The organism is Ruegeria sp. AK4 (genome assembly GCF_056541025.1).
The window spans coordinates 33,222-58,524 of the sequence record NZ_JBQFXS010000002.1; the positions used below are offsets into that span (position 1 = coordinate 33,222).

At 59.8% G+C, this 25,303-nt stretch carries 24 protein-coding genes; 7 read left to right on the forward strand and 17 right to left on the reverse strand.

Annotated features, from left to right (window positions below; genetic code table 11):
* The 3 genes from ACR0EZ_RS04120 to ACR0EZ_RS04130 are packed head-to-tail and all read right to left on the reverse strand — an operon-like array spanning nucleotide 1 to nucleotide 3,550.
* Nucleotides 1-735: an FCD domain-containing protein gene (locus tag ACR0EZ_RS04120; protein ID WP_480611246.1), complete on the reverse strand. Its 735-nt coding sequence runs from the start codon at nucleotides 733-735 to the stop codon at nucleotides 1-3.
* On the reverse strand, nucleotides 732-2,552 hold the full coding sequence (locus ACR0EZ_RS04125) for a glycoside hydrolase family 2 protein (protein ID WP_480611249.1): 1,821 nt from the start codon (nucleotides 2,550-2,552) through the stop codon (nucleotides 732-734). The genes ACR0EZ_RS04120 and ACR0EZ_RS04125 overlap by 4 nt, the downstream gene beginning before the upstream one ends.
* A 17-nt stretch (nucleotides 2,553-2,569) precedes the next feature.
* Nucleotides 2,570-3,550: a TRAP transporter substrate-binding protein gene (locus tag ACR0EZ_RS04130; RefSeq protein WP_480611250.1), complete on the reverse strand. Its 981-nt coding sequence runs from the start codon at nucleotides 3,548-3,550 to the stop codon at nucleotides 2,570-2,572.
* Nucleotides 3,551-3,767: 217 nt separating this feature from the next.
* Here ACR0EZ_RS04130 and ACR0EZ_RS04135 point away from each other — a divergent pair, with 217 nt between their 5' ends.
* The 5 genes from ACR0EZ_RS04135 to uxaC are packed head-to-tail and all read left to right on the forward strand — an operon-like array spanning nucleotide 3,768 to nucleotide 10,873.
* On the forward strand, nucleotides 3,768-4,292 hold the full coding sequence (locus ACR0EZ_RS04135; protein WP_480611253.1) for a TRAP transporter small permease: 525 nt from the start codon (nucleotides 3,768-3,770) through the stop codon (nucleotides 4,290-4,292).
* 7 nt (nucleotides 4,293-4,299) lie between these two features.
* A complete protein-coding gene (locus ACR0EZ_RS04140; RefSeq protein ID WP_480611255.1) occupies nucleotides 4,300-5,601 on the forward strand; it encodes a TRAP transporter large permease in 1,302 nt (433 codons plus the stop codon).
* Between the two features lie 9 nt (nucleotides 5,602-5,610).
* Complete coding sequence (locus ACR0EZ_RS04145; RefSeq protein ID WP_480611257.1) at nucleotides 5,611-7,998, forward strand: glycoside hydrolase family 31 protein; 2,388 nt, start codon at nucleotides 5,611-5,613, stop codon at nucleotides 7,996-7,998.
* Nucleotides 7,995-9,455, forward strand: a complete 1,461-nt coding sequence (locus ACR0EZ_RS04150; protein ID WP_480611260.1) for a mannitol dehydrogenase family protein — start codon at nucleotides 7,995-7,997, stop codon at nucleotides 9,453-9,455. Before ACR0EZ_RS04145 ends, ACR0EZ_RS04150 begins: the two co-directional genes overlap by 4 nt.
* Complete coding sequence (gene uxaC / locus ACR0EZ_RS04155; RefSeq protein WP_480611263.1) at nucleotides 9,452-10,873, forward strand: glucuronate isomerase; 1,422 nt, start codon at nucleotides 9,452-9,454, stop codon at nucleotides 10,871-10,873. The genes ACR0EZ_RS04150 and uxaC overlap by 4 nt, the downstream gene beginning before the upstream one ends.
* Nucleotides 10,874-10,953: 80 nt before the next feature.
* On the opposite strand, the gene ACR0EZ_RS04160 is transcribed toward uxaC, so the two are convergent.
* The 5 genes from ACR0EZ_RS04160 to ACR0EZ_RS04180 all read right to left on the reverse strand — a co-directional run bounded on the left by ACR0EZ_RS04160 (nucleotide 10,954) and on the right by ACR0EZ_RS04180 (nucleotide 15,080).
* Nucleotides 10,954-11,604: a hypothetical protein gene (locus ACR0EZ_RS04160; RefSeq protein WP_480611265.1), complete on the reverse strand. Its 651-nt coding sequence runs from the start codon at nucleotides 11,602-11,604 to the stop codon at nucleotides 10,954-10,956.
* Nucleotides 11,605-11,775: 171 nt separating this feature from the next.
* A complete protein-coding gene (locus ACR0EZ_RS04165; protein ID WP_480611268.1) occupies nucleotides 11,776-12,102 on the reverse strand; it encodes a hypothetical protein in 327 nt (108 codons plus the stop codon).
* Nucleotides 12,103-12,266: 164 nt separating this feature from the next.
* Complete coding sequence (locus tag ACR0EZ_RS04170) at nucleotides 12,267-13,229, reverse strand: TAXI family TRAP transporter solute-binding subunit (protein ID WP_480611271.1); 963 nt, start codon at nucleotides 13,227-13,229, stop codon at nucleotides 12,267-12,269.
* Nucleotides 13,230-13,295: 66 nt separating this feature from the next.
* A complete protein-coding gene (locus tag ACR0EZ_RS04175) occupies nucleotides 13,296-14,321 on the reverse strand; it encodes a D-cysteine desulfhydrase family protein (protein ID WP_480611274.1) in 1,026 nt (341 codons plus the stop codon).
* Between the two features lie 3 nt (nucleotides 14,322-14,324).
* Nucleotides 14,325-15,080 (reverse strand): TSUP family transporter, encoded by a 756-nt coding sequence (locus tag ACR0EZ_RS04180; protein ID WP_480611277.1) that lies wholly within the window; start codon nucleotides 15,078-15,080, stop codon nucleotides 14,325-14,327.
* Between the two features lie 81 nt (nucleotides 15,081-15,161).
* Between ACR0EZ_RS04180 and ACR0EZ_RS04185 the strand changes: the two genes are divergently transcribed.
* Nucleotides 15,162-16,055, forward strand: coding sequence for a LysR family transcriptional regulator (locus tag ACR0EZ_RS04185; protein ID WP_480611279.1), 894 nt, complete (start codon nucleotides 15,162-15,164; stop codon nucleotides 16,053-16,055).
* A 147-nt stretch (nucleotides 16,056-16,202) separates the two neighbouring features.
* Here ACR0EZ_RS04185 and ACR0EZ_RS04190 read toward each other — a convergent pair whose 3' ends face one another.
* The 4 genes from ACR0EZ_RS04190 to ACR0EZ_RS04205 are packed head-to-tail and all read right to left on the reverse strand — an operon-like array spanning nucleotide 16,203 to nucleotide 19,675.
* Entirely contained in the window at nucleotides 16,203-16,691 is a 489-nt protein-coding gene (locus ACR0EZ_RS04190; protein WP_480611282.1) for a universal stress protein, read from the reverse strand.
* Between the two features lie 24 nt (nucleotides 16,692-16,715).
* Nucleotides 16,716-18,056, reverse strand: a complete 1,341-nt coding sequence (locus ACR0EZ_RS04195; protein WP_480611285.1) for a TRAP transporter large permease — start codon at nucleotides 18,054-18,056, stop codon at nucleotides 16,716-16,718.
* Nucleotides 18,056-18,598 carry a TRAP transporter small permease gene (locus ACR0EZ_RS04200; RefSeq protein ID WP_480611288.1) on the reverse strand — a complete coding sequence of 181 codons (543 nt, stop codon included), beginning with the start codon at nucleotides 18,596-18,598 and terminating at the stop codon, nucleotides 18,056-18,058. Before ACR0EZ_RS04200 ends, ACR0EZ_RS04195 begins: the two co-directional genes overlap by 1 nt.
* A 60-nt stretch (nucleotides 18,599-18,658) precedes the next feature.
* A complete protein-coding gene (locus ACR0EZ_RS04205) occupies nucleotides 18,659-19,675 on the reverse strand; it encodes a TRAP transporter substrate-binding protein (protein WP_480611291.1) in 1,017 nt (338 codons plus the stop codon).
* Between the two features lie 149 nt (nucleotides 19,676-19,824).
* On the opposite strand from ACR0EZ_RS04205, the gene ACR0EZ_RS04210 reads away from it, so the two are divergent.
* The gene (locus ACR0EZ_RS04210) at nucleotides 19,825-20,745 is read left to right on the forward strand and encodes a LysR family transcriptional regulator (RefSeq protein WP_480611294.1); all 921 of its coding nucleotides are present in this window, start codon (nucleotides 19,825-19,827) and stop codon (nucleotides 20,743-20,745) included.
* Nucleotides 20,746-20,841: 96 nt separating this feature from the next.
* On the opposite strand, the gene ACR0EZ_RS04215 is transcribed toward ACR0EZ_RS04210, so the two are convergent.
* From ACR0EZ_RS04215 to hpaD, 5 genes are all read right to left on the reverse strand, one after another.
* A complete protein-coding gene (locus ACR0EZ_RS04215; RefSeq protein WP_480611296.1) occupies nucleotides 20,842-21,570 on the reverse strand; it encodes a metallophosphoesterase family protein in 729 nt (242 codons plus the stop codon).
* Nucleotides 21,571-21,585: 15 nt separating this feature from the next.
* Complete coding sequence (locus ACR0EZ_RS04220) at nucleotides 21,586-22,641, reverse strand: aldolase/citrate lyase family protein (protein ID WP_480611299.1); 1,056 nt, start codon at nucleotides 22,639-22,641, stop codon at nucleotides 21,586-21,588.
* An 11-nt stretch (nucleotides 22,642-22,652) separates the two neighbouring features.
* Nucleotides 22,653-23,453 carry a 2-oxo-hept-4-ene-1,7-dioate hydratase gene (hpaH, locus tag ACR0EZ_RS04225; protein WP_480611302.1) on the reverse strand — a complete coding sequence of 267 codons (801 nt, stop codon included), beginning with the start codon at nucleotides 23,451-23,453 and terminating at the stop codon, nucleotides 22,653-22,655.
* On the reverse strand, nucleotides 23,450-24,304 hold the full coding sequence (locus ACR0EZ_RS04230; RefSeq protein WP_480611305.1) for a fumarylacetoacetate hydrolase family protein: 855 nt from the start codon (nucleotides 24,302-24,304) through the stop codon (nucleotides 23,450-23,452). The genes hpaH and ACR0EZ_RS04230 overlap by 4 nt, the downstream gene beginning before the upstream one ends.
* A gap of 122 nt (nucleotides 24,305-24,426) precedes the next feature.
* Nucleotides 24,427-25,269 carry a 3,4-dihydroxyphenylacetate 2,3-dioxygenase gene (hpaD, locus tag ACR0EZ_RS04235; protein WP_480611308.1) on the reverse strand — a complete coding sequence of 281 codons (843 nt, stop codon included), beginning with the start codon at nucleotides 25,267-25,269 and terminating at the stop codon, nucleotides 24,427-24,429.
* Between the last annotated feature and the right edge of the window lie 34 nt (nucleotides 25,270-25,303).

Consider the following 25,303-nt stretch of genomic DNA (forward strand, 5'->3'; position numbering starts at 1 on the left):
CTAGCCTGACAGCGCGTTTGAGTAGAGGTAGCCGTCGAAATCCGGGTCACCGACATCTGACAGATCCAACAGCGTCAGCCGGACATTTTCCAGATGTTGCCACATGGCATGACGCGCGCCGTCGGCATTGCGGTGACGCAGCGCCTCGAGAATGGCGGCGTGATCGTCAAGCCATTTGGTCCGGTAGCTGAGGTCGAATATCCGGTCATGCAATTGCGCCCACATCGGGCTGGCCTGCCGTTTGCGCCACAGATCGTCGATCTGGTCGACCAGAACCGCGTTCTGCGTCGCTTCGGCGATCTGCAAGTGGAACTGCCAGTCGGCGCTGTAGTCGTCTTCGGCGCTTTCGATCGACCGGCGCTCAAGCTCGAGCGTTTCGCGCAGGCGCAGGATATCCGCCTTGGTCACGGTGGTGGCGGCAAAGGCCGCGACGCTGCTTTCGAGCAATTGCCGCGCCTGCAACAGTTCGAACGGTCCGAAATCGGCCTGTGCGGTTGCGCCGTCGCGCGGTACGCGCTCCATCACATAGCTGCCAGAGCCTTTGCGCACGTCCAGATAGCCCTCGATTTCCAGCACGATGAAGGCTTCGCGGACCAGTGACCGGCTGATGCCCATCTCGGCCGAGATCTGGCGTTCGGTGGGGAATTTGTCACCGGGCATATAGCCTTCGCGCGCGATCCGGTCGACCAGTTGCGCCGCGACCTGCTGATAGGGGCGTTTGCCGGTGTCGGTCATGCGGTCACCTTTGTCTTCCGGGCATCCGCCTGCATGATCTGGTGATAGTAGTCCGCCAGAATGTGAAAGGCCTGTTTCTTTGTCGTCTTGTCCGAGGCGATCAGGCCTTTGTGGTTATAGCCGTTCTGGAACTTGTTCTGCCGCCGCTCGACCCGGAAATCATAAAGAATCCAGGGCGACATGCCCTTGATGTAATCAAGCGCGCGCAGCGTTTCGATCTGGCGGCGGTATACTTCAGCCATATACTCCTCGCTGAACAGGCCGGTTTTCGGCCCCTTTGAGCCGATCACGCCATCTGCACCGGTTTCCGTGATCACCACCGGCTTGGCGGGGGCAGAGTTGGCGCCGATCCGGGCGAGGTCTTCGAAATCCTCTTCATACCAGCCATAATATTCGTTCAGGCCGATTACGTCGATATGGTCGGCCAGTCTGTCCTCGATCCGATTGCGGCTGTGATTGACCAGACAGGCGGCCGAGGTCAGTCGCGTGGGGTCCAGCGCCCGGGCGGTTTCGGCGAGCCGCCGCATGAAGTCGAGCCGGGCGTCAGTGTCGGGGTTTTCGTTGCCCACCGACCAGATGATGACCGAGGCGCGGTTGCGGTCGCGCAGGATCAGCTCTCGCAGCTGGTTTTCCGCGTCGCGATAGGTGGCCGGGTTGGCGAAATCGATGGCCCAGTAGACCGGAATTTCTTCCCACAGCAGGAACCCGAGCTCATCCGCCAGTTCGGCAGCACGTTCGTGGTGGGGGTAATGCGCGAGACGCAGAAAGTTGCAGCCCAGCTCGCGCGCATGGGCGAAGCGGCGCCGCAGGTCGGCTTCGGAGGTGACCTTGCCGAGCGTCGCGTCATCTTCGTGGACCGCGATTCCACGCAGGAAAACCGGGGTGCCATTCAGCAGGATGTCGGTGCTACGCCGTTCGATCTGGCGAAAGCCGATGCGGTCGGTGATGCGATCCGCGCCAAGGGTGACCGTCACATCATAGAGTTTCGGCGACTCGGGCGACCAGAGGTCCGGGCGCGCCTGAATCACGGCGCTGCCCTTGCCGCCCGTCAATGCAACCTCGTGTTTGATATTCAGCTCCGGGATCTCGATCACGGCGGGGCCGGTGTCCGGCCCATCGATCTCGAGTCCGGCCCGCAGGCTGTCATAATTGCCATCGGGCACCAAATTCAGTGCGAAGCGGCGGATCACCGTGCGGGGGGTCTCGAACAGGGCCACCTCGCGATAGAGCCCGCCATAGTTGAACCAGTCGGTGTTGCGCATGGGCACACGGTCGCGGGTGCGGGTGTTGTTGACGCAGGCCATCAGCCAGTTGCGGCCTGCGCGCAGATAATCGGTCAGTTCAACACAAAACGGCGTCGATGCGCCGTAGTGATTGCCCAGGAACTGCCCGTTCAGGAACAGTTTGCAGTCATACCCCGCCGCGCCGATCCGCAGGAAATAGCGCGTGTCGGGGTCAATATCCGGCATGTCCAGCGGGCGGGTATACCAGGCGCTGCCTTCGAAAAAATACCATTTCTCTTTCAGCATTGCCCAGTTCGATGGCACCGGAACGGTTTCGCCGTCATAGGGGTCATAATCCCAGGGTTCGGTGCGGTCTTCGGGGGCTGCGGGCTGCATGTCGAACCATTTCTGCCGCAGCCCCGTATCCAGCAAGTCGACGCAGAAATTCCAGTCGCCATCCAGAGATCGCGATGCCCGCCCGCCCGTGAACAACAGCGTATCGGCGTTCAGGTTCTGCCTGTTGAAGGGGAGGTCATACTCCTCATCATGCAGGGCCTGCAGCGCGTTTTCCGCCATGTCTGAGCGTTCGAGCATCGGATCGGGCTCCAGACTTAGTTGGCCTTGGACTTGATCCGGTCGATCAGATCGGCCACGACGGGCGATTTCGAGGCGGCCTCTTCATGCATCGGCAGGACCGCTTCGATGAACGGGCCTTTTTCGACCTCAATGAACTTGACGCCAAGCTCGCTCTTGGCCTGTTCGATTGCGGCGTCGCTCATCTCGTTCCACTGATCGCGATGGAAAATCATCGATTCCTTGGCCGCCGTGCGCAGCGCCTCTTGCTGTTCGGGGGTCAGGTCATTCCAGCTTTGGGTCGAAATCATCACCACCGAAGGGATCATGGTGTGGCCGTCGTTTGAATAAACCTTCGACACTTCGCCATGCCGCGCGCTGGTCAGGGCCATCGGGTTGTTCTCGGCCCCGTCGACGACACCTTGCTGAAGGGCGCTGTAAAGCTCGCCCCAGGCGATCGGGGTCGGATTGCCGCCCAGCAGTTCCACCATGCGGATGGCCGACGGGCTGGGCTGTACCCGGATCTTCATGCCCTTCAGGTCTTGGGGCGAATTGATTTCCTTGTTCGCATAGAAAGACCGCGCGCCTTCGACGTAATAGGTCAGGCCGATGAAACCCTTGTCTTCCGAGGCGGCTAGAATGTCGTCGCCGATATCACTGCTGAGTACGTCGAAATAGTGGTCGTCGCTGGTGAAGATATAAGGCAGGTTCAGCGCGCCATAGGATTCCTCGAACGCTTCCAGCTCGCTCGCGTTCGAACGCGCCATGTCGAGCGAACCGTTCTGCATCAGCTCCATCGACTCGCGCTGGGTGCCAAGCTGGGCATTGGCGAAGATGCGAATCTTTAGATCGCCATCGGTCAACTCTTCGACCCGGTCGGCCATGAATTCCATGGACTTGTGCAGCGGGTGATCTTCGGGGTTGTTGTGGTTCAGACGCAGGGTCTTTGCGCTCACGGCAGACGAAAGCGCCAGAACACTTACCGCCGCCGCAGCGGCCAGCACAGTGAATTTCGACATTGATACCTCCCATATGCGCGGGCGCATGGCCAGGGGCCAAAAGGTGCGACTGTGGGCCCGCCCGCAGACCCGCAACTTCGGATGTGATGGACCAATTCCGCGAATAAATCAACCAATTTCCCGATATTGGTTGACCAATTTGAGAAATTCGGGCATCAGCGGAGGCACCGGGCCAGTCTGAGCCAAAGGCCGGGGCCGGAACAAGGGAGGAGCGAAGATGAAGCAGGTGACCGCCCTGGTCGATGCCGTCTTGCGCGTGATCATCATCGCCGCGTTCGCCGTGCTGGTGGCCTGCGTGATCTGGCAGGTGTTTTCACGCTATGTGCTTGGCACGCCCAGCACTGTGACGGATGAGATGGCCCGGTTCCTTTTCATCTGGGTGGCGCTTCTGGGCGGGGCCTACACGTTGGGGCAGCGGCGGCATCTGGCCATCGACCTGCTGCCCAACATCACCCACGGGCAGGTGCGGTTCATGGTCAATGCGGCGATCATTCTGGCGGTGGCGCTGTTTGCCACCGTGGTGATGATCTATGGCGGGGTCAGCTTGGTCTCGCGCACGCTGGAAACCGGTCAGGTCTCGCCGGCGCTGCGGTTGCCGATGGGTGCGGTCTATGTGGCCATTCCGGTCGCGGGGCTCGGCATCCTGTTCTACACCATCGGGTTCCTGCTGGACCTGATCCGCAAGGGGCAGGGACCGAATGAGCGCTACGGGCCGGTCACGCCCGGCGGTCCGCTGAGCTGAGGCGCGCATGGATATCCAGTCGGTCGCCACCCTGTTCGGAACCTTTGCGCTGCTGATGGTGCTGGGCGTTCCCATCGCCTTTTCCATCGGCCTGGCCGCGCTGGCCACTTTTCTGCTGTTCATGTCCTTCGACCAGTCGGTCTATATTGTGGCGCAGCAGGTCGCCTCGGGTCTGGACAGTTTCACCCTGCTGGCAATCCCGTTTTTCATTCTGGCGGGCAACATCATGAACCGGGGCGGGATCGCCCTGCGGCTGATCGAGTTCGCCAAGGTTCTGGGCGGACGGCTGCCCGGCGCGCTGGCCCATTGCAACGTCATAGCCAACATGATGTTCGGTTCGATCTCGGGCTCTGCCGTGGCCTCGGCGGCGGCGGTGGGCGGTGTCATGTCGCCGCTGCAACGGAAAGAGGGCTACGATCCGGCCTATTCGACGGCGGTCAATGTCGCCTCGTGCCCGACGGGCCTGCTGATCCCGCCCAGTTCCACATTCATCGTCTATTCGCTGATCACCAATGGCACCTCGGTCGCGGCGCTGTTTGTGGCGGGCTATATCCCCGGCATTCTGATGGGTGTCTGCCTGATGCTGGTGGCGGGCATCATCGCAAAGCGGCGCGGCTATCCCGTGGGCGAGCGGCCGTCGTTGGGCGAAGTAACCGAGAAGGCGCTGAATGCGATGTTGCCGCTGGGTCTGATCTTCATCGTGATGGGGGGCATTGTCGGTGGCGTGTTTACCGCGACCGAAGCCTCGGCGGTGGCGGTGGTCTACACGCTGTTTCTGGCGCTGATCTGGTATCGTGAGATTTCGCTGCGCGATCTGCCGGGGATCATTCTGGAAAGCGCGGTGACAACGTCGATCGTATTGCTGATGATCGGCTGCTCGATTGCGATGTCCAAGGCGATGGCCTTTGCCGATATTCCCTATTCGATCTCGGATGCATTGCTGGGACTGTCCGAGAACCCGCTGGTGCTGTTGCTGATCATCAACATCGCGCTGCTGGTAGTGGGGACCTTCATGGATATGACACCGGCCCTGCTGATCTTCACCCCGATCTTTCTGCCGGTGGTCAGCGATCTGGGCATGGACCCGGTGCATTTCGGCGTGGTGATGACGTTCAATCTATGCATCGGCATCTGCACGCCACCGGTGGGGTCGGCGCTGTTTGTGGGCTGTTCGGTGGGCGATGTGAGGATCGGGCAGGTGATCAAGCCGATGCTGCCGTTCTATGCGGTGCTCGTCGGGTTGCTGCTGGTTGTCACCTATGTGCCGTCGCTGAGCCTGTTCCTGCCCAGGCTGTTGCTGGGATATTGAGGCGGCGCGATGAAAACCCTGCGGAACTGGCGGATCGAAGAACAGGGGCCCGGCGGGTTCACGCTGAAGGTCGAGGACCGGCACCTTTTGCGCGTCGAAGTGCTGGACCACGATTTGGTGCGGGTCCGGCTGCTGAAAGACGGTGTCTGGCGGCTGGACCGCAGCTGGAGTGTCGCGCCGGACGGAGACGTCCCATGGGAAGGCCGTGCCCGCGACGATCTGAGCGGGTTTGCCTGCCCCAGGGTCCGGGTCGATGGTGCGCTGCTGGAAACCGACCATCTGCGCCTGACAGTCTTGTCGCCTCTGGCCTTGCGGTGGGAATGCCGCGCAGAACCGGATGCGCCGTGGCAGCCTCTGGCAGAAGACCGCACCACCGGGGCCTATATGTTGGGCCGGCGGGACAATCGGGTGTCTCATTTCATGCACCGGTTTCCGGGCGAGCGCTATTTCGGGCTTGGCGAAAAGGCGGGGCCGCTGGACCGTGGCGGTCAACGCTATGAGATGCGCAATCTCGATGCGATGGGATATGATGCGCGCCGTACCGATCCGCTTTACAAACACATCCCCTTCACCCTGACCGAGCGGCCCGGGGTAGGCGCGTTGGGGGTGTTTTATGACAACCTGTCGACCTGCTGGTTCGATCTGGGCAACGAGCTTGACAACTATCACGCCCCGTTTCGAAGCTGGCGCGCCGAGGATGGGGATCTGGACCTTTACATCAGCTGGGCCCCGGATCCGCGGGGTGTGATCAAACGTCAGGCCTGGCTAACCGGCGGCACCGCCCTCATGCCGCGCTGGGGATTGGGCTATTCGGCGTCTTCGATGGCCTATACGGATGCACCGGATGCGCAGGACCAGATGCGGGGGTTTCTGGCCTGTCTGCGGACCGAGGATATCCCCTGCGACAGCTTTCAGATGTCTTCCGGCTACACCTCGATCGACGGCAAGCGCTATGTGTTCAACTGGAACACCGGCAAGTTCCCAGACATGCCGGGGCTGGCGGCGGAATTTGCCGCCCAAGGCGTCGAACTGATCGCCAATATCAAGCCGGTGATGCTGAACGATCATCCCAAATACGCGCAGGCCGCCGAGCAGGGCCTGTTCCTGCCCGACAGCGAAACCGGACGACCCGAGGTCTCGGCCTTTTGGGAAGGGCAGGGGAGTCATCTGGATTTCACCAACCCGGACACCCTGCGCTGGTGGCAGAACAACGTGACTACGGCGCTGTTGCATCAGGGCATCCACAGCACCTGGAACGACAACAACGAATACGAGGTCTGGGACGACGCCACCCCAGCCAACGGGTTCGGCGCGCCCATCGAAATCGGCCGGATCCGGCCCTTGATGAGCGTGCTGATGACCCGCGCCTCGCACGAGGCGCAACTGGCCCACGCCCCGGACAAACGCCCCTATCTGATTTCGCGCTGCGCCGCTCCGGGCACCCAGCGCTATGCGCAGACCTGGACCGGCGACAACCGCACCAACTGGGAAACGCTGCGCTGGAACATCCCGATGGGTCTGGGGCTGAGCCTGTCGGGGTTCTACAATATCGGCCACGATGTCGGCGGGTTTGCCGGGCCCCGGCCCGAGCCGGAACTGTTCCTGCGCTGGGTGCAGAACGGTATTTTCCACCCCCGCTTCACCATTCATTCGTGGAACGATGACCACACCGCCAACGAGCCATGGATGTATCCCGCGATGACGCCGCTGGTCCGCGAGGCCATCCGCCTGCGTTATCGCCTGCTGCCCTATCTCTATACCCAGCTTTATCGCGCGGCGAGCGAACATGAGCCGATCCTGCGCCCGCTGTTTCTGGATTTCCCCGACGATCCCGCTTGCCGCGATGCGCAGTTCGAGTTTCTGCTGGGCCCCGATCTGCTGGTCGCTTCGGTGATCGAACCGGCTGCCGCGACCCGGCAGGTTTATCTGCCCGACTGGCCCGGCGGCTGGTGGCATTTCGAAAGTGGCATCTGGTATACCGGGTGTCAGACGCTGGACCTGCCGGTGACGCTGGAGAGCATTCCCGTTTTCATTCGGGGCGGGGCGGTTCTGCCGCTGTCCGAGGACACGGCCCGCGCGGCGCCGGACCGGGAAGGCGCGCGTGTTTTGCTGGCCTGTCCGGCGAACGGCGCGGGTGGCATGACAACCTCGTGGATCTATGATGACGATGGCGCGGCGCGGGATGCGCTGGCGGGCAATCACTGCCTTGCCAAAGTCACCCTGACAAATGGCGATAGTCCGCCCGCGCTGGACTGGAGCCTGAGCGGCCACCACCTGCCCGGTTTTCGAGAGGTTGAAATCAGAACCATGGATGCAAAACCGCTGCTGATCCGGGGGCAGGAAAGCGCCTCGGGGCAGATGCATGCCTACGGATTGGCGTCGGGGGCAGGCAGATGACCGCGCAGCAGCCGTTGGTGCAGGCCACATATGACCGCGCGGCCCTGAAGACCCGTATGTTGCATATCGGTTTCGGAGCTTTCGCGCGGGCGCATCCGATCCTTTATACCGAGCTGGCAAATGAAGCCTGCGGCGGCGACTGGGGCATTGCAGTGGCGCGGCTGAACTCTGGCGCGGAGCTGCTGTCCGAGCTGGATAGGGCACGGCATCTCTATACCGTTGCGGAAACTTACGATGCGGGGCTGACGGCGCGGCGTGTTGCCTGTGTCACCCAAACGATGCATCCGCTGCGCGACAGCCCTGATGCTATTCCCGATCTGATGGCGTCGCCGGACCTTTGCATCGTTTCCCTGACCATCACCGAAAAAGGCTATTGCCTGGCTGGCGAGGCGTTTGACCCGGACCACCCCCTGATACAGCAAGACCTGGCCGCGCCTGCACTGCCGCGGACCGCCATCGGCACACTTGTCGAAGGCCTGCACCGGCGCCACAACGCGGGGCAGGGCGGGCTGACGGTGCTGAGTTGCGACAACCTGCCGTCCAACGGGACCATGTGCAAAAACGCGGTGCTGGGCCTGGCGCATGCGCGTGATCCGGTGCTGGCGGACTGGGTTGCGCGGACCTGCCGGTTCCCGTCGACGATGGTGGACCGGATCGTGCCCGCCGTGGACGACGCGGCCCGCGCGACGCTGCGCGGTGTTCTGGGCCATGACGATCCCAACGGCATCCTGTGCGAACCGTTCCGGCAATGGGTGATCGAGGACGATTTCGCCTGCGGCCGCCCCGACTGGTCAGCGGTAGGGGCCGAGATGGTTTCGGATGTCGCGCCTTACGAGGACATGAAACTGCGCATGCTCAATGGGGCGCATTCGTTCCTCGCCTATCTCGGGGCGTTGCACGGGCATGCAACCATCGCCGATTGCATGGCGGATGAGGTGTTCCGCGAGGCCGCATACCGGCTGATGCTGAGCGAACAGGCCCCGACGCTGTCGATGCCGGACACGGTCGATCTGGCGGGTTATGCCGCGCAGCTGATCACGCGGTTCGGCAATTCGAGATTGCATCACAGAACCACGCAGATTGCCATGGATGGCAGCCAGAAACTGCCGCAACGGCTACTGTCGCCCTGTGCCGTCAATCTGGATCAGGGCCGGGGCTGGCCATTGACCGCTTTGGCGATTGCCGGCTGGATGCGCTACATCCGGGGTACGGATGAGGTGGGCAGGCCGGTGCCGGTTCAGGATCCGCTGGCCGGAGATTTCGAACGGCTGGCTGCAGCACAGGATGGCGCGGCCTATGTCGGCGCTCTGCTGGATCTGGATCAGATCTTCGATCCCGCGCTGGCTGCGCGCCCCGGTTTCCGTGCGGGCGTTCTGGCGGCCCATGACCGGATCGCGACCCTTGGCGCGCGCGGTGCGCTGATGGAAAACCTTGCACAGGGGGCGGGCACAGCATGACCGGATTTCTTGGCGATAACTTCCTGCTCGACACGCCACAGGCCGAGCGTCTGTATCATGAAACGGCGGCAGCGCTGCCGATCGTCGACTACCATAACCATCTTGATCCACACGCCATTCTCGAGGATCGCAATTGGGCGTCGCTGGGCGAGATCTGGCTTGAGGGCGACCACTACAAATGGCGCGCCATGCGCTGGAACGGGATTGGCGAAGACCGCATCACCGGCGCGGCGGGGTATCATGACAAGTTCCTGGCCTTCGCGGAAACGATGCCGCATTGCCTGGGCAATCCGCTGTATCACTGGAGCCATCTTGAGCTGCGCTGCTATTTCGGCTGGGCCGGTGTGTTCGGACCCGACACCGCCGACGAAGTCTGGCGGGCCGCCAATGAAAAGCTGGCCGAACCAAGCCATTCCGCACGGGGCCTGCTGCGGCAGATGAATGTGCGCTTTGTGGGCACCACGGATGATCCCTGCGACGATCTTTCTGCGCATCGGGCTTTGGCGAAAGAGGCTGATCCGGGTTTTACCGTTGCCCCCAGTTTCCGCCCGGACGCGGCTTTCAAAATCGCCAACGCGGGATTTGCGGTCTATATCGACCGGCTGTCAGAGGTCTCGGGCGTCGACATATCCGGCTTCGACACGCTGATTGAGGCGCTTGTCCGAAGATTGGACCATTTCGTCGCCAACGGCTGTCTGGCCAGCGATCACGGGTTGGACAGGCTGGTGCCGTTTGCCTCGCGCCCGGTCGCTGATCTGGACCGTGTGCTGGATGGCGCGCGCCGCGGAGACCCCGTAGGCACACAGGACACCGCCGATTTTCAGGGCGCGGTGCTGACCCGCCTGGGCGCGGCCTATGCCAGGCGCGATCTGGTCATGCAGCTCCACATCGGGGCGCTGCGCAACAGTAACTTGCGGCTCTACAATCGGCTTGGGCCGGATATCGGGTGCGACTCGGTTTCGGATGCGCCCATCGCGGGGCCGCTGAACGCTCTGCTGGATGCCATCGAACAAACCGGCGGGCTGCCGAGGACGATCCTTTATGGTCTCGACCCCAGCCGAAACGAGGTTATCGCCACCACCGCAGGAAATTTTCAGGATGGCAGCTTGCCAGGAAAGATACAGGCGGGCACGGCATGGTGGTTCAACGACCAGCTTGACGGGATGGAGCGGCAGATGACGCAGCTTGCCCAGATGGGGCTGCTCTCGCACTTTCTGGGCATGCTGACGGATTCCCGTTCGTTTCTCTCCTTTCCACGTCACGAGTATTTCCGGCGGCTGCTCTGTCAGATGATCGGGCGCTGGATGGTGGATGGGCATATGCCGGATGATCTTCAGATTGCAGGCGACCTTGTCCGCCGGGTCGGTCACGACAACGCGGCGAACTGGTTTTTGAAGCCTAAATTTCGGCACCAATAGCCCTTGAGAAGCGCGGCTGTTCCGTTGCGAAGTTTCTAAGGATCCAAAATTAAACCCACCCGTACAGCGAACGCGTCTTTTTAGGCCTCTTTCAGCCTCTGCATCGACCAGCGGACAACCCCGCCAACCCAGATGAACCCAAGCAAACCGCCAAGGTAGACATTCATTGTACTGCCCGGTGCAATGAACCCGGAATGCCCGAAAACCGTGATGGTTTCGATGGCCTGTTCGACACCGAATACGATGCTGAGCCAGGTTAGCCAGGGGGGAATAATCCTGTGCTCGCCAAATCCCAGCATGGCAATAGCGCCGGCCATGGCGGTGGTTGAGGCGTTCACGACCGGCCCCCAGAAGGCGGCGATGGCAAAGATCACCTGCGCTGCCCCGGCGGACAGGCCGCTGGGATCATAAGCTAGGCCTGCCCAAATCCAGGCCTGAACCTGCGCCGTCAGGGCGAACCCAAAGACCCCCGCAAAAAACACATAGCGATGGGGAGCCGGAAGAAGGGCCGAGACCTGGCCGGCGAAAATCATCAGGCCCAGTGATACGAAAGTCGAAGCCCAGGCATAGGTCCGGGCCTGACCGCCATTTTCCGAGAACCAGGAAAGAACCTCTGCCCCGGTGGATTCAATTGTCGGGACTGTGCCGCCAAGGGCAACAAAGCTGAACACGTAAAATGCACAGGTCAGAAGAATGTTTATGAGCAAGAAATGTCCGGCAGTCATGCGCATCGGTCGTCCTCTCATCTGTTAATTGGATATCGGCAGGGTATTGGCTGGCATGTCAAAAATACGAAATCGAAATTGGTACCTCTCATTTAGCCGGATCGACGACAACCGGATAAAGGGCTTGTGGAAAGCTCCGGTTTTCCGGAGCTTTCGCCGTTATGTTTGCAACTATGCCTAGTCGGCGAAGGTGTATTCACCGAGATCACACAGGTTCAGCGCGTAATCTTCGGCTTCGGACCCATCGGCAAAGACGCCACGGATATCGTAGACACAGGTGGTCAGCCCGTCTGCGATATCCACGCCAATTTCATATCCGGGGGCGAGGTAGCCACCGGCCAAAAGATTATCTTCCCAATCGTTGGATGATGCCGGGGAGATGTTGAATTCTACCAAGTCCTCACTGCTGTCGTTGTAAAGCAGGAATTCCAAATCCTCCGCCTGAGCCGGTGAGTGAACGGCCAACGCCGCCAGGGCCAGTGCTGCGGAGATTAGTGGTTTCATCATGGTGATCCTTCTGTTTGATCGGTAAGTTGTTTGCGGGCCACGTTTGCGCGTGAGTGGTGATGTGGGAGCGGTGCGATCACCGGATGTATCGCAGCCGCGCCCACTTGGGTGTCACTGAAGCCCCGGCCCGTGATGGGCAAAAATTGCCGACAATTCCACCGCTATTTCACCAGTCCTTTTTCCTGATAATATTTCAGCGCGCCCGGATGGATTGGCGCTGAAAGACCCGCCGTGACCATCTCTTCTTTGGTCAGGTTGGCGAAGGCCGGGTGGAAGGTTCGGAAATCGTCGAAATTCTCGAAGATGGATGACACCAAGGCATAGACCGCCTCGTCAGATACAATTGCCGATGTGACAAGCGTGGCACCAACCCCGAAGGTTTCGACGTCGCTATCGGTGCCGCGATACATGCCGCCGGGAATTGTGGCCGAGCGGTAATAGGCGTTGTTGTCGATCAGACCCGTCACGGCCTCGCCGGTCACGGGCACCAGCTTGGTGTCGCAGGTGGTGGCCGCTTCGGTCAGATTGCCCGAGGGATGACCGGCGGTGATAATGAACGCGTCGATCTGGTTGTCGCACAATGCGCTGGATTGTTCCGCCGATTTCAGTTCGGCCGCAAGGGCGAAGGTGTCTTTGGTCCAGCCCTTGGCGTCCATAAGCACCTCCATGGTGCCGCGCTGGCCCGAGCCGGGATTGCCGATATTGACCCGCTTGCCCGCCAGATCGTCAAAATGCGCGATCCCCGAGTCTGCGCGCACCATCACGTTGAATGGTTCCGCGTGCACGGAAAACACCGCGCGCAGGTCTTCGAATGGCCCGGCTTCTTCGAATTTCGATGTGCCATTGAGGGCGTGGAACTGCCAGTCGGATTGGGCGACGCCAAATTCCAACTCACCCTCGCGGATGGTATTGATGTTATAGACCGAACCGCCGGTGGATTCGACCGTGCAGCGTACACCGGTTTCCTTGCGGTTCTTGTTCATCAGGCGGCAGATTGATCCGCCGGTGGGGTAGTAAACGCCCGTCACACCGCCTGTGCCGATTGTCACGAACTCTTCCGCCTGCGCTGCCACCGCTCCTAGCGACAGTGCGAGGGTTGTTGCCAAAATCCTGTTCTTTCTCATCTTTTCCTCCTTATGTTGGTGTATTTCTTTGATTTGTTTTGGATGGTGTCAGAACACCGGATAAATTCAGATCGATCCAAACTTTTCCTGGTATCCGAACAGCGCCGGCAACCCTCCGGTATGGAGCAGGACGACCTTTTGGCCCTTGCGGATCACGCCCTCGTCCAGCAGTCCGATCAGACCGGCAAAGGTCTTGGCGGAATAAACCGGGTCCAGAAAGATGCCTTCGGTACGCGCCATCAGGGTCAGGGCGTCACGAGTGCTGTCCCCGACCTGCCCATATCCGGGTGCGAGCGCGCCATCCCAGGCGTTGATGCCGTTCAGGACGATCGCCGGGTCGAAATCCATCAGGGCGGCCAGTTTGCTCAGGACTTTTTCCATGCGCGCGCGCTGCTGATCCTGATCGCGGCGCACACAGATGCCATAGACGGGCGCTTGCGCCCCGGACAGCCGCAGCCCTGTCAGAAACCCGCCATGGGTCGAGCCGCTGCCCGAAGGCACGACCGCGGCATCAAAATCGCCGATCTGCGCGCCCAGTTCCGCGCCGCCCTGCACATAGCCCAATGCCCCCAATGGCGGGTGGTCGATCCCGAGGTGGATCACATAGGGCCGGTGGCCTTTGGCAATCAGCTGATCCGCCCGTTCATGCAGGGCATTGTCCGCGCCGACCTCATCTTCACCCACTGGAAACCGCATATGTTCCGCGCCTAGTAATTTGGCCAGCAGAACATTGCCCGATCGGTAATATTGCTGTCCCATCCCAGGCACCCGTTCTTCCAGTTGCAGAACGGATTTCATCCCCAGACGGGCGGCGGCAGCGGCTGCCGTTCGCACAAAGTTGGACTGTACGGCCCCGGTTATCAGAACGGTGTCGGCCCGCTGTTGCAGCGCTTCGCCAAAATAGAACTCCAGCTGGCGGGTCTTGTTGCCGCCAAAGCTGAGACCGGTCAGGTCGTCGCGCTTCAGCCAGAGGTCTATGCCAAGGCGGTCCGACAGGCGATCCAGCCTTTCGACCGGAGTGACCTCGGTCATCAGACGCGCGCGGGGAAACTGGGACAGTTTCAGGTCGATATTCGTGTTCGCAGTTATCATGTGTCATCCAACCAGATAGGCACGGCGGAACAGGGCCGCGCAGGCGAGGATCGAGATCAACCGAATGGCGTGGGTAATGGCCTGCTGTGGCAGCAGCGGGCCGATCACGCGGCCAAGCAGACTGCCCGCAATCGTGGCCGCGACAAAGGGCCAAAGCCACGGAGCTCCGGCAAAGGTTGCCCAGTCTGACAGGCAGTGCAACGCAAAGGCGGCCCCATATGCGATCAGCGCCACGGGCTGCACCAGCCGACGCGCTTCGTGCGGTTTGCGACCCGAGGCCAGAAAACCCAGAATCATCAAAGGTCCGGGGGTCGCGGCCCAAACGGTGGCCAGGCCGGACAGGCCCGAGATGGCCTGAAATCCCCGCTGGCCAACCCTGTTTTCCTGCGGCAGCAACGAGGTGGCAATGCCGACAAGTAAAAGAACACCCGTAAGGACCAACACCATGCGTTCCGACAGATAGGGGTAAATCAACAGACCCAGGGCTATGCCCGCAAGGCAGCCGATCACCGCATTCCGGATCAGTGCCTTGTTCTTTGTCCACACAAGCCTGTCCGACGCGACAAGCGACACGAGCGTGTTCAACATCAGCAATACCGGAACAGCCGTGGCCGTGCCCAGCAACACCATCATCACCGGCGCTGCGACGATGCTGAACCCGATCCCGACCCCAACCTGAATCGCGGCGCCTGTTACAATGGCAAGCAACAAGATCAGCAGGTCAGCGGGCACGGTTCGATCCATTGTTTCGAAGTTCATGCACCGAACGGTAACGCCCGCCGATCTTAATCAAAAATCATCTTATTGTATTTGTTGATACGTAGATGTTATCAAGTCGGCATGCGTATTACGGCCCGACAGATTGAGCTTTTCCAGATGGCCTATCGGCACCGGTCCACGCGAAAGGCGGCGGAAGCGCTGTATATCTCTCAGCCCGCTATAAGCCGTGTCGTCGCTGAGCTTGAGGCAGAAATGGGCGTGCCCCTGTTCGACCGGTCGGGGCGCAAGTTCGAACCGACCTCTGCGGCACATAGTTTGCAGCAGGCGGTTCAAAAACACTATCAGGGTCTGGGACGTATCCGTGAGGCCGCAATCCAGATCGCCTCGGGCACCGGAGGGCATTTGCGTGTGGCAACGGTCCCGGCGGTGGCCGAAACCCGCGTTGTGGTGGCGGCCGGCAGGCTCATGGCGGAGCTTTCGGCCCTGAGGGTGGATGTCGATGTTCTGGACGAAAAGGCCGGGATGGCCGCGTTACGCGAAGGCCGGGTGGATTGCGCAATTGTCTCCTCGGACCCCGGCGACCCAAATCTGGCCTGCACCCGTCTGGCCGACCTGCAACCCGTGGCGATTGTTCCCCGCGATGATCCGCTGGCCGGGGCGCGCAGAGTCTCGGCTGCCGAACTTGCGCAGGTCCCTCAGATCATGCTGGCATCCCGCAGCCCGTTCCGCCGTGCCGTCGAGATCATGTTCGACAGTTGCGAGGTTTCATTTCAGGTTAGAGCCGAGGTTCAGACACAATCCGCCCTGGTCCGCATGGTCGCGCAGGGGGCAGGTCGTGCAATCGTCGACAAAGATATTCTGGGCATGTCGAAGGGTGATGATGTCTGTGCCGTGCCTTTGACATCAGAGCTCAGCTGGCCGGTCCGGATGATCACCTTTTCCGCGTCGCATGACATTCCGGGTTTGCAAAGATTTACGACTGCGCTGAAAGCGCATCAGGGGCAGACCGGTTGATTTCGGGAATATGGCTTGCGACGTTGTCTAACGGGCGAGCAATTTAGCGACCTCTTTTGGCGGGCCGTCCTCGGTTTTGGTATCGCCTGACCGACGTAAGTACCACCGGGGCCGCAAGTCAAACTGCGGCCCCAATGTAGCGGGTTTCTAGTTCTGGTTTGGCACCACAAGCGTCGGGATGGTTGATCTGCGCAGGACCCGCTTCACCACCGTACCCACAAATGTATGCGAGGTTCCATGTTCGTGCGAACCCATGACGATGAGATCGCAGTTCAGGTCTTTGGCACGCTTCAAAACCGCTTCCGCCGGATGTCCGTCGACAAGCTCGACCGAAGATACAGAGGAATACGTCTCCTGGTCCTCGGGTTTGAGCGACTTCAGGAAGGCCTGTTGATTCAGCTTGAGCATTTTCTTCACTGCATCATGCCGCTCTTTGATCGCGTGCTGGCGCGATTTGTCATCCTGAATGAATATGTTCAGGGTGACGATCGCATCCTGCGACAAAGGTTCGGTGACATGTAACACATGTATTTTTGCTTCATGTGCAATTGCGAGGCCGAGCGCGTGTCGTAGCGCATTGTCTGCATTTTCGGACAGATCCGTTGCGACCAGGATATTATCGATATTTGGTAGCATTGTCTTTTTCCTCAGAGTCGCGGATCAATAACCAAAGAACCTTGGAAGCCAAAGCGCGATTTCAGGCACAAAGGCGATTATGAAGATCGCCACTGTGTTGATGAAAGCGAACGGCAAGGCTGCCACCGAAATACGCTCGATCGAGATGTTCGAGATACCTGACGCGATAAACAGGTTCTCACCCAACGGCGGTGTCTGAAACCCGATTCCTAGCGTACACACCATGACAACACCGAAGTGAACCGGATCAATCCCCATGCTGTAGGCCACCGGCAACATCACCGGAACAAGGATCAGGATCGTCGCCAGCGTTTCCATGAACATCCCGACAAACAGCAGGAACAGGATGACCAGCGTCCAAATGATATAGATATTGTCAGTGATCGACAGCATACCATCCGCGATGACGGCGGGGATCTGGTTCTCCACCAGCAACCGGCCAAAAACCGTCGCCGTGAACATGATGAGCAGAACCCGCCCGGTCAGCCATGTTGTGGTCTCAAGCGAGGTGAACAGCTTTTCCCAGGACAGTTCACGATAGATGAACGCGCCCACGACCAATGTGTAGAAGATGGCCACGATCGCCGCTTCGGTGGGTGTGAAGAAACCCGAGTAGATGCCACCCAGAATAACCAGCGGTGCCATGAGGGCCCAGAAACCACGGTACAGTTCGCACCAGATCTGACGCGCCGACCAGCCTTCGGTCGTGCCGCTGTAGCCACGCTTTTTGGCCAGGAAATAGTTCATCAGCAACAGGCTACCGGCGATCAGGAATGCCGGGAGGAAGCCCGCGATGAACAGTTTCGGAATCGACACGGTTTGGAAGGTGCCGTGTTCAGCGACCGCCTCCGGTGGGGGCGGCATACCCAGCGCCGCGATGCCGAAGATAATCAGCGGAATCGATGGCGGGATCACGATCCCCAACCCGCCCGATGAGGCGGTGATGGCCGAGGCGTAATCGCGGCTGTAGTTTCTTTTGATCATTGCCGGGATCATCAACATGCCCACGGCTGCTGTGGTCGCGGGGCCCGAGCCCGAGATCGCACCAAAGAACAGGCAGGCAAAGACCGCTGCTGCGGACATCCCGCCGGTGAACGGACCAGCAAAGCTTTCGGCCACGTTGATCAACCTGCGCGACAGCCCTGAGGCTTCCATCAGCGCACCGGCCAGAATGAATGCGGGCAGTGCCATCAGGGGGAAAGACCCCACGGATGTAAACGCGATCTGCACGAATTTGATCGGGTTTTCATCCAACACGAGGAACGTGATCATCGTAGACACGCCCAGGGCAACCGTGATCGGCGCGCCGATGAACAGCAACAGGAGGAAACCGCCAAACAGGATATAGATAATCTCGGTGCCCATTACTTGTTCCCTTCTTCGCCGAGCTCTGCACGGACCTCTTCAAGGTCAACCTTGTCGGGATCACGTAATTCTTCGTTCAGAACGATCTTTTTGTAATTCACCTGAATGATGCGGAAGGTCATCAGGGCGAAGGCAATGGGAAGAACGATGTAAACCCAGCTGAGGTGGAACCCGAGCGTCTGGGAGGACTGGAATCGGTTCATCCTGTTGAAGATGAAGTCCAGCGCAAGATAGACGAAGTATAGGTTGAAGCCGACCCAGAATATGTCGGCGAACGCCTCGATATACTTAATCGCGCCATCCGGCAGGAATTTGAACTGGAATGTCACCCGGTTGTGGGCCCCCATCTTGGCCGCATAGCTCGCGCCGAAAAACACGAACCAAACGAACATGTAGACGGACAGCTCTTCTACCCATGAGAATGAGAAATTGAATACTGTTCGAACAACAACCTGTAGAAACAACAAACAAACAAATGTCGCCAGCAGAAACCGGCAAAGATAGCTTTCTATGTTGTTGAGGATCCCCAAAAAGGTTTTCATGTGCCCCTCCCTAGAAGTGGGAGAGCGCCTTGTCGGCGCTCTCTTAGTCTTTTTCTAATATTATTGAGAGACGGGCTCGCGGCCGATAGCGGCGAGCACGGCGTTGAGTTTTTCAACCCCGCCGATGCTTTCATAGAACTTAGGCCAGACTGCAGTGGTGGCCAGTTCGATGAACTCTGCTTCGTCGTTTTCGGGAACATGGATTTCCATGCCCTTTTCAACCAGCAGCGCTTTGATTTCGGCTTCTTTGTCGCGCAGAAACTGTGCGGATGCCAGTGTTGCGGCCTTACCAGCTTCCAGAACGGTTGCCTGATCCTCGGCGGACAGGTCCTGGAAGACCTGCTCGGAAATGATCAGGGGTTCGATTGAGAAGATGTATCGAATTTCGGTAACGTAGTCCTGTACTTCGTAGAACTTCATTGCGTTAATGGTGGTGTAAGGATTGTCCTGACCGTCAACAACTTTGGTCTGCAGACCGGCAAATGTTTCCGACCATGCCATCGGTGTCGGGCTGATACCCCACGCCTTGTAGGTGTCGATCATGATCTCGTTTTTGGGAACGCGAATAACCAGACCTTCCAGGTCAGCCACCGATTTCACCGGTTTTTTCGAGTTGGTCAGAACCCGGAACCCGGTATACGTCCACGCGATGATGCGAACACCGGCGTCGTTGATGGTGTTTTCGGTCAACTCCTGGCCAATCGGACCCTGTGTTAGAGTCTCTGCATCTTCCAGGCTGAGGATCACGTAAGGCAGCGTGAATACGCCAACGGTCGGTGAGAACGGCGTGACGTTGTTGATTGCCAGAAGCGACATGTCCAGCGTGCCGATTGCGGCATCGTTCACAGTGTCCTGTTCCGAGCCAAGTTGCCCGTTCAGGAACAGCGTCGCGGTGTGCTTGCCACCGGACAATTCTTCCAGCTTTTCTTTGAACGCAAGCCCGGTTGCTTCCTGGCTGGAGCCACCGCTGTCACCGACTGCAATTTTAAAGTTCTTTGCGCTTGCGGGCGCTGCCAGCGCGAGCGCGCCAATTGATGCAACGGCTGCAAGCGTCCTGATGTTATTGAGCAGAGTCATGAAACCTCCTCCTGCACATTGGTTCTTTGAAAGTGTTCCAACATGAACAAGCGCCCATTAGATCCACTTCGCACGAACACTAAATTGATCGGCGTGTGTAGCTAAGGTAAAGTAGTTGACGTAAACGTGCAGAAAAGCACACATGAATCATGCCGAAGAAAAAAGCGATTACCAGCATATCTGATGTCGACCTGAGACTGCTTCAGGTCTTTCGCACAGTCGTCTCATGTGGGGGATTTACTGCTGCTGAGTTTGAGTTGAACATCAGCCGCTCCACAATCAGCAAACATATTGCCGATCTAGAAACGCGTTTGGGGTCAAAGCTCTGCCATCGCGGCGCTGCCGGTTTTTCGCTGACTTCGGATGGCCAGTATGTGCTAGAATCTTCAACCGAATTGTTTCTGGCAATTGAAAAATTCCAGAATGGGTTCGGAGATGTCCGATCCGAACTGACTGGCAAATTGCGCATAGCGTTGCATGATCATTCCTCTTCCAACGAGGAGTCCAGCCTTGATGAGACGATCAAAAGGTTCATCGACGAGGCTCCAGGCGTTACGCTAGATATTTCTATGGAACCACCAAACATTATTGAAGAAGGCGTGATAAACGGGCGTTTCAACCTAGGCATCGTACCATTGCACCGGCAGTCTCCGATGTTGTCCTATACCAATCTTTATGTGGAAAAGATGCGCTTGTTCTGCGGCCGAGACCACGAATTGTTCCCGTCTGCGTCGGACGACATACCGCTTAGCGAACTGCGGAAATACAACTACGCCGGATTAAGTTTCAACTCGCCCAACATGGCGGTTCATCAGAAGCTCATGCTCAGAAAGTCCGCGTTTGTTCAAAATGAAGAGGCGTTGATTTTATTGATTCTTTCAGGCCGGTATCTGGGATTTGTGCCGACGCATAAAGCCCGGGCGTTGGTCAGAGACGGATATCTCAGACAGATCAATTGCCCGGAAACAGAGTTTTCTTCGACAATGGCCGCAATTGTCCGGAAAAGCGCATCCAAGGGGCGTCGCTTAAACCTGTTTCTGAACATTTTGCGAAAGGCTCATGGAAGTTAACAGCGACCCTCTGATGTCTCGCAAGCGAGCTTCTTCCGAAATCAGGGGCCAGCATAACGGCAATCACCTAAAGCAGAAATGTCGGCGTAGCAGGGGTCAGGGCGTCAGAGGTCTGCGCCCGTCCTTCTCCAGAATCCAGCAGTATGTGCCCTTGAACACGGCCGCGGTCAGTGCGTGGCCGTAACCAGCGCCGGTGTCGATGTTGATGCGGTTGCCGTGATGCTCCGGCGCCGAGACATGGGTGTGGCCGTGAACCACCAGCCAGGGGTGTTGGGTCTTGTCGTCCAGAAACTCGTTGCGAATCCAGATCATGTCGTCGGGGTCCTGCTGTTCCAGCGGCACGCCGGGCTGGATGCCCGCATGCACGAACAGCAGATCGCCCTCCTGATGATAGGGCTTTAGCCCCTGCAGAAAGTCGATATGGGCCTGCGGCACCGCCGCCTTGGCGCGGGCGTGGACCAGAAAGGTGCGGTCGCCTTCGGCCACGTCGACGCCATAGGATTTCAGCGTTTCGACCCCGCCGATGCGCGGGTGCAGCCAGTGATACCCCAGCAGCAGCCGCGCGTCGTTGCGGGGGTAATCCTCCAGAAACATCGCGCACATCTGGTCGTGATTGCCGCGCAGGAAGATCCAGTTCCGGCCCTCGGCCTGCCCCTGTATCAGCAGGTCCAGAACCGCGGGGCTGTCCGCGCCGCGATCCGTATAGTCGCCGATAAAGACAACCTTGGCGTCCGGGCCGCCATCCCGTTCGATCCGCGCCAGCGCGTCCTGCAGCATGGCCAGCTGCCCGTGGATATCGCCGATGGCATAAATAGGGTCTGACATGGAGGTCTTTCCGGTTTACTCGGCCCAGTCGATCTTGAACTCTTCGCGAAAGGCGAAGCGAACCAGATGCGCCTCGATCACCTGCTGCCAGCGGGCCAGATCGCCGCGCGGGCCGGTTTCTGCAGTGATCTTCAGACTGTCTGCGCTGGCGGTCATCTGCACCCGGTCGCCGTCGGGAAAGGCCACGTTGCCCAGATCGGCATCGAATGAGACCTCGGCCTTGTGCGACCAGTGCTTGCAGAGCTGTTGCAGGTACTTGCTGGCAGCCTTGGTCCGGGCGGTGCCCGAAACGCTTTGATCCGGCAACAGCGACAGCGACTTGTCCGCCGCCGCGCGCATGGTCTTGGCAAACAGCACCACGTCGATATCGGTGGCCAGAAAGGTGACGCCCAGATCCAGGCATTTGCGCTGCAACGCCGGGTCCATGGTCAGGATGCCGGCCGCCTTGCCTGCGGCCACGATGCGGGTCAGCGCGTCCAGAACGGTGGCCTCGACCTCGGGGTGGGCGGCATTGCCGATATGGCCCATATCGGCGGCCAGATCGGAGGGGCCGATAAAGACGCCATCCACATCGGTCGCCAGAATGTCATCCAGCGCCTCGATCCCGGCGCGGTTTTCCACCTGCAGCAGCAGGCAGATCTGATCGTCCGCGGTTTTCAGATAATCGGGGATCGCCGCAAAGCGCGAGGCCCGCGCCAGCGCCGAGCCGACACCGCGTACCCCGTGCGGCGGGTATTGCACCGCGCGCACCAGATCGCGCGCCTGATCGCCGCTTTCGACCATCGGCACCAGAATGTTCTGAACGCCCGCATCCAGATATTGCTTGATCATCCATGCCTCGCCAATCGGCAGGCGCGCGACCGTTTGACTGCCCGAGCCTTCGATCACTCGCACCTGATCCAGAATCGAGCGCAGATCGTTCGGCGCATGCTCGCCATCCACCAGCAGCCAGTCGAAGCGCGAGGTAGAGGCAATCTCGGCGGCATAGGCGTTGGCCATGCCGACCCAGCACCCGATCTGAGGCTGACCGGCTGCCAGTGCGGCCTTGAACGCGTTATGAGGGGCAGGCATCAGACGCTCCTTCAGGCAAAGTTGATGTCGACCGACCCGAACGGGCCGAAATCGGCGTGGATTTCCGTGCCCGGGGGGCATTCGACGGGGCGGATGAAGCTGCCGGACAGGATCACCTGACCGGGTTCGATGCTCTGGCCGTATTGCGCCATACGGCGGGCCAGCCAGACCACGCTTTCGACCGGGTCGTTCAGCACGCCCGCGCCCAAACCGGTTTCCTCGATCTCGCCGTTGCGGAAGGTCAGCGCGCCGACCCAGCGCAGATCGAACGCATCGACCGCGTGGCGCTGCGGCCCCATCACGATGCCCGCATTGGCGGCATTGTCGCTGATCGTGTCGAACACGGTGCGCGCCTTGCCGGTGTCCGGGTCCACCCGCTGAATCCGCGTGTCGAGGATTTCGATCGAGGGGGTCACGTAATCGGTGGCCGCGATGATGTCGTCGCGGGTGACGTTTTGGCCGCCCACGGCGGATTTCATGACAAAGGCGATCTCGGCCTCGATCCGGGGCTGGATGAAGCGGCCCGCAGGCACGGTGCCGCCGTGATCGAAGGCCATGTCATCGAACAGGATGCCGCTGTCGGGAATGTCGATGTTCAGCGCATATTGCATCGCCTTCGAGGTCAGCCCGATCTTCCAGCCGATCACCTTGCGGCCCTCGGCCAGTTTCTGGCGATAGATGGCGTTCTGTACCTCATAGGCGTCGTCCATGCCCATTTCGGGATGGCGCAGGGTCAGCAGGCCGATCTGGCCGCGCGAGGCTTCGGCCTGCAGCAGATCGGCAGCAGCGCGGGCGTGATCTTCGGGGGTCATACCTGCTCGTCCTCGATACCATTGCTCAGGGTGCCGATGCCCTCGACTGTGACTTCGACCACGTCGCCCGGTGCAAGATATTTGGGCGGATCGAACCGTGCGCCCGCTCCGGTGGGGGTGCCGGTCACGATCATGTCGCCGGGCTGCAGGGTCATGAAGGTCGAGATATATTCGATCTCGCGCCGGATCGGGAACATCATGCGGTTCAGCGTGTCGTCCTGACGCACTTCGCCGTTCACGGTGGTGACGATCCGGGCGTCATCCAGCTGTGCCGCATCGGTAAAGGGCACCAGCCACGGGCCGATGGCGCCGGTGTTGTCCCAGTTCTTGCCCTGGGTTACGTTGAATTTGGCGTGACGGACCCAGTCGCGGATGGTGCCTTCGTTGCAGAGCGTCAGCGCCGCAATGTGGTCATAGGCGTCTTCCTGGCTGATCCGGCGGCCTTCCTTGCCGATCACGATCACCACCTCGCCTTCATAATCCAGCGTATGGTTTTCCGGCGGGCGGACCAAATTGCGGCCATGCCCGGTAAAGCCGGTTGCGAAGCGGGGGAACAGCGACATGTATTTCGGCTGCGCGCTGCCATCCTTGTATTCGGCGTTGCGGTCGGGGAAGTTCACGCCGACACACAGGATGCGGCGGGCATCCGGCATCACCATTTCAAACTCATATTCGGTATGGGTGACGGGCTTGCCTTGGGCGGCGGCGGACAGTTGATCGAACTTTCCTGCGGCGATCACCTCAAACAGGCTGGAGTGATCGGGAAAGGCGTCATCCAGGGCAATCGCACCGTCATCGGTGATTGCCCCAAAGAGGGTTTCGCCATCGGCGGTGTAGGTTGCAAAGCGCATCAGGTCTCCTTGGCGGCGTCGGTGCCACCCACGCATTGGTTGTTCTTTTCTAGGTGGCGCGAGCCTTCGCGGCCCGGCCCCGGACATCTTGACCCCGCCAGAGGGCGCATCATTGGCCGGGATCAGACCGAAAAGCTGATATTGGCCTGACCCGTTCCGGAGCTTCCGAAATACGGGGTGTAGATATCGATTTCACCCTTGTAGCTGCCCCAGCCGAGCGCACCAAACAGCAGGGCGGTGTCGTTCATGGCGCATTCACCGGCGCATTTCTTGGCGTAGTCGGGCAGAAGTTCAAGGAATTCTTCAAACCGACCCTGTTCCCATAGTTCCAGCACGCGCATGTCCATCTGGCGGTTGAACTCGCCATTGACCGAGTTCAGCCCGTCCTGCGACCGTTCGTTGGGCGAAAAATCATGGCTGAATGAGCCCGAGGCCAAGATCGAGACATTGCGGTCCGACCGGCGGATGGCTTCGGCGATGGCCTCGCCCCAGACGCGGTTTTCGGCAATGGACGAGAATTGGTTCACCGCCACCGGCAGCACCCGCGCGTTGATGCCTTCGTTGATAAAAAACATCGGCAGCAGCGTGCCGTATTCCATGCCCATGTCGGGGTGGGAATGGCCCAGGGCGCGTTCGCCACGTTCGCGCAAAACGTCAAGGATGGTTTCGCCCAGCTCATGATCGCCGCGATAGTCGAACTCCATATCCGCCAGCATGTGCGGCAGCTCGTGGCTGATGAACCGGCCCTTGTGGTGTTCTTTCGTGTTCAGGTGAAAGCCCTGATTGGTGATCCAGTGCGTGTCAAAGATGATGAATGTATCGACGCCCCGGTCGATCGCGTCCTGCCGCAGGCGCGCATAGCCGTCAATGGCAGGTTGCCGGATGCCTTTGTATTTCGGCATTGTGTGGGACATCCAAATACTTGGCACATGCGTGATTTTCGCGGCCTGAACAATCTTTCCCATAATCCTCTCCACTCCAAATTAGCGATGCGCGCCG

Excerpts from the sequence above, each read along its gene's own strand:
- ACR0EZ_RS04150 (WP_480611260.1), top strand. The coding sequence starts at position 7,995 with ATGACCGCGCAGCAGCCGTTGGTGCAGGCCACATATGACCGCGCGGCC.
- ACR0EZ_RS04185 (WP_480611279.1), top strand. The coding sequence starts at position 15,162 with ATGCGTATTACGGCCCGACAGATTGAGCTTTTCCAGATGGCCTATCGG.
- ACR0EZ_RS04120 (WP_480611246.1), bottom strand. The coding sequence starts at position 735 with ATGACCGACACCGGCAAACGCCCCTATCAGCAGGTCGCGGCGCAACTG.
- ACR0EZ_RS04220 (WP_480611299.1), bottom strand. The coding sequence starts at position 22,641 with ATGCCTGCCCCTCATAACGCGTTCAAGGCCGCACTGGCAGCCGGTCAG.
- ACR0EZ_RS04135 (WP_480611253.1), top strand. The coding sequence starts at position 3,768 with ATGAAGCAGGTGACCGCCCTGGTCGATGCCGTCTTGCGCGTGATCATC.
- ACR0EZ_RS04175 (WP_480611274.1), bottom strand. The coding sequence starts at position 14,321 with ATGATAACTGCGAACACGAATATCGACCTGAAACTGTCCCAGTTTCCC.
- ACR0EZ_RS04125 (WP_480611249.1), bottom strand. The coding sequence starts at position 2,552 with ATGCTCGAACGCTCAGACATGGCGGAAAACGCGCTGCAGGCCCTGCAT.
- ACR0EZ_RS04200 (WP_480611288.1), bottom strand. The coding sequence starts at position 18,598 with ATGAAAACCTTTTTGGGGATCCTCAACAACATAGAAAGCTATCTTTGC.
- ACR0EZ_RS04210 (WP_480611294.1), top strand. The coding sequence starts at position 19,825 with ATGCCGAAGAAAAAAGCGATTACCAGCATATCTGATGTCGACCTGAGA.
- ACR0EZ_RS04130 (WP_480611250.1), bottom strand. The coding sequence starts at position 3,550 with ATGTCGAAATTCACTGTGCTGGCCGCTGCGGCGGCGGTAAGTGTTCTG.
- ACR0EZ_RS04145 (WP_480611257.1), top strand. The coding sequence starts at position 5,611 with ATGAAAACCCTGCGGAACTGGCGGATCGAAGAACAGGGGCCCGGCGGG.
- ACR0EZ_RS04180 (WP_480611277.1), bottom strand. The coding sequence starts at position 15,080 with ATGAACTTCGAAACAATGGATCGAACCGTGCCCGCTGACCTGCTGATC.
- ACR0EZ_RS04140 (WP_480611255.1), top strand. The coding sequence starts at position 4,300 with ATGGATATCCAGTCGGTCGCCACCCTGTTCGGAACCTTTGCGCTGCTG.
- hpaH (WP_480611302.1), bottom strand. The coding sequence starts at position 23,453 with ATGACCCCCGAAGATCACGCCCGCGCTGCTGCCGATCTGCTGCAGGCC.
- ACR0EZ_RS04165 (WP_480611268.1), bottom strand. The coding sequence starts at position 12,102 with ATGAAACCACTAATCTCCGCAGCACTGGCCCTGGCGGCGTTGGCCGTT.
- uxaC (WP_480611263.1), top strand. The coding sequence starts at position 9,452 with ATGACCGGATTTCTTGGCGATAACTTCCTGCTCGACACGCCACAGGCC.
- ACR0EZ_RS04215 (WP_480611296.1), bottom strand. The coding sequence starts at position 21,570 with ATGTCAGACCCTATTTATGCCATCGGCGATATCCACGGGCAGCTGGCC.
- ACR0EZ_RS04195 (WP_480611285.1), bottom strand. The coding sequence starts at position 18,056 with ATGGGCACCGAGATTATCTATATCCTGTTTGGCGGTTTCCTCCTGTTG.
- ACR0EZ_RS04230 (WP_480611305.1), bottom strand. The coding sequence starts at position 24,304 with ATGCGCTTTGCAACCTACACCGCCGATGGCGAAACCCTCTTTGGGGCA.
- ACR0EZ_RS04190 (WP_480611282.1), bottom strand. The coding sequence starts at position 16,691 with ATGCTACCAAATATCGATAATATCCTGGTCGCAACGGATCTGTCCGAA.
- hpaD (WP_480611308.1), bottom strand. The coding sequence starts at position 25,269 with ATGGGAAAGATTGTTCAGGCCGCGAAAATCACGCATGTGCCAAGTATT.
- ACR0EZ_RS04205 (WP_480611291.1), bottom strand. The coding sequence starts at position 19,675 with ATGACTCTGCTCAATAACATCAGGACGCTTGCAGCCGTTGCATCAATT.
- ACR0EZ_RS04170 (WP_480611271.1), bottom strand. The coding sequence starts at position 13,229 with ATGAGAAAGAACAGGATTTTGGCAACAACCCTCGCACTGTCGCTAGGA.
- ACR0EZ_RS04160 (WP_480611265.1), bottom strand. The coding sequence starts at position 11,604 with ATGCGCATGACTGCCGGACATTTCTTGCTCATAAACATTCTTCTGACC.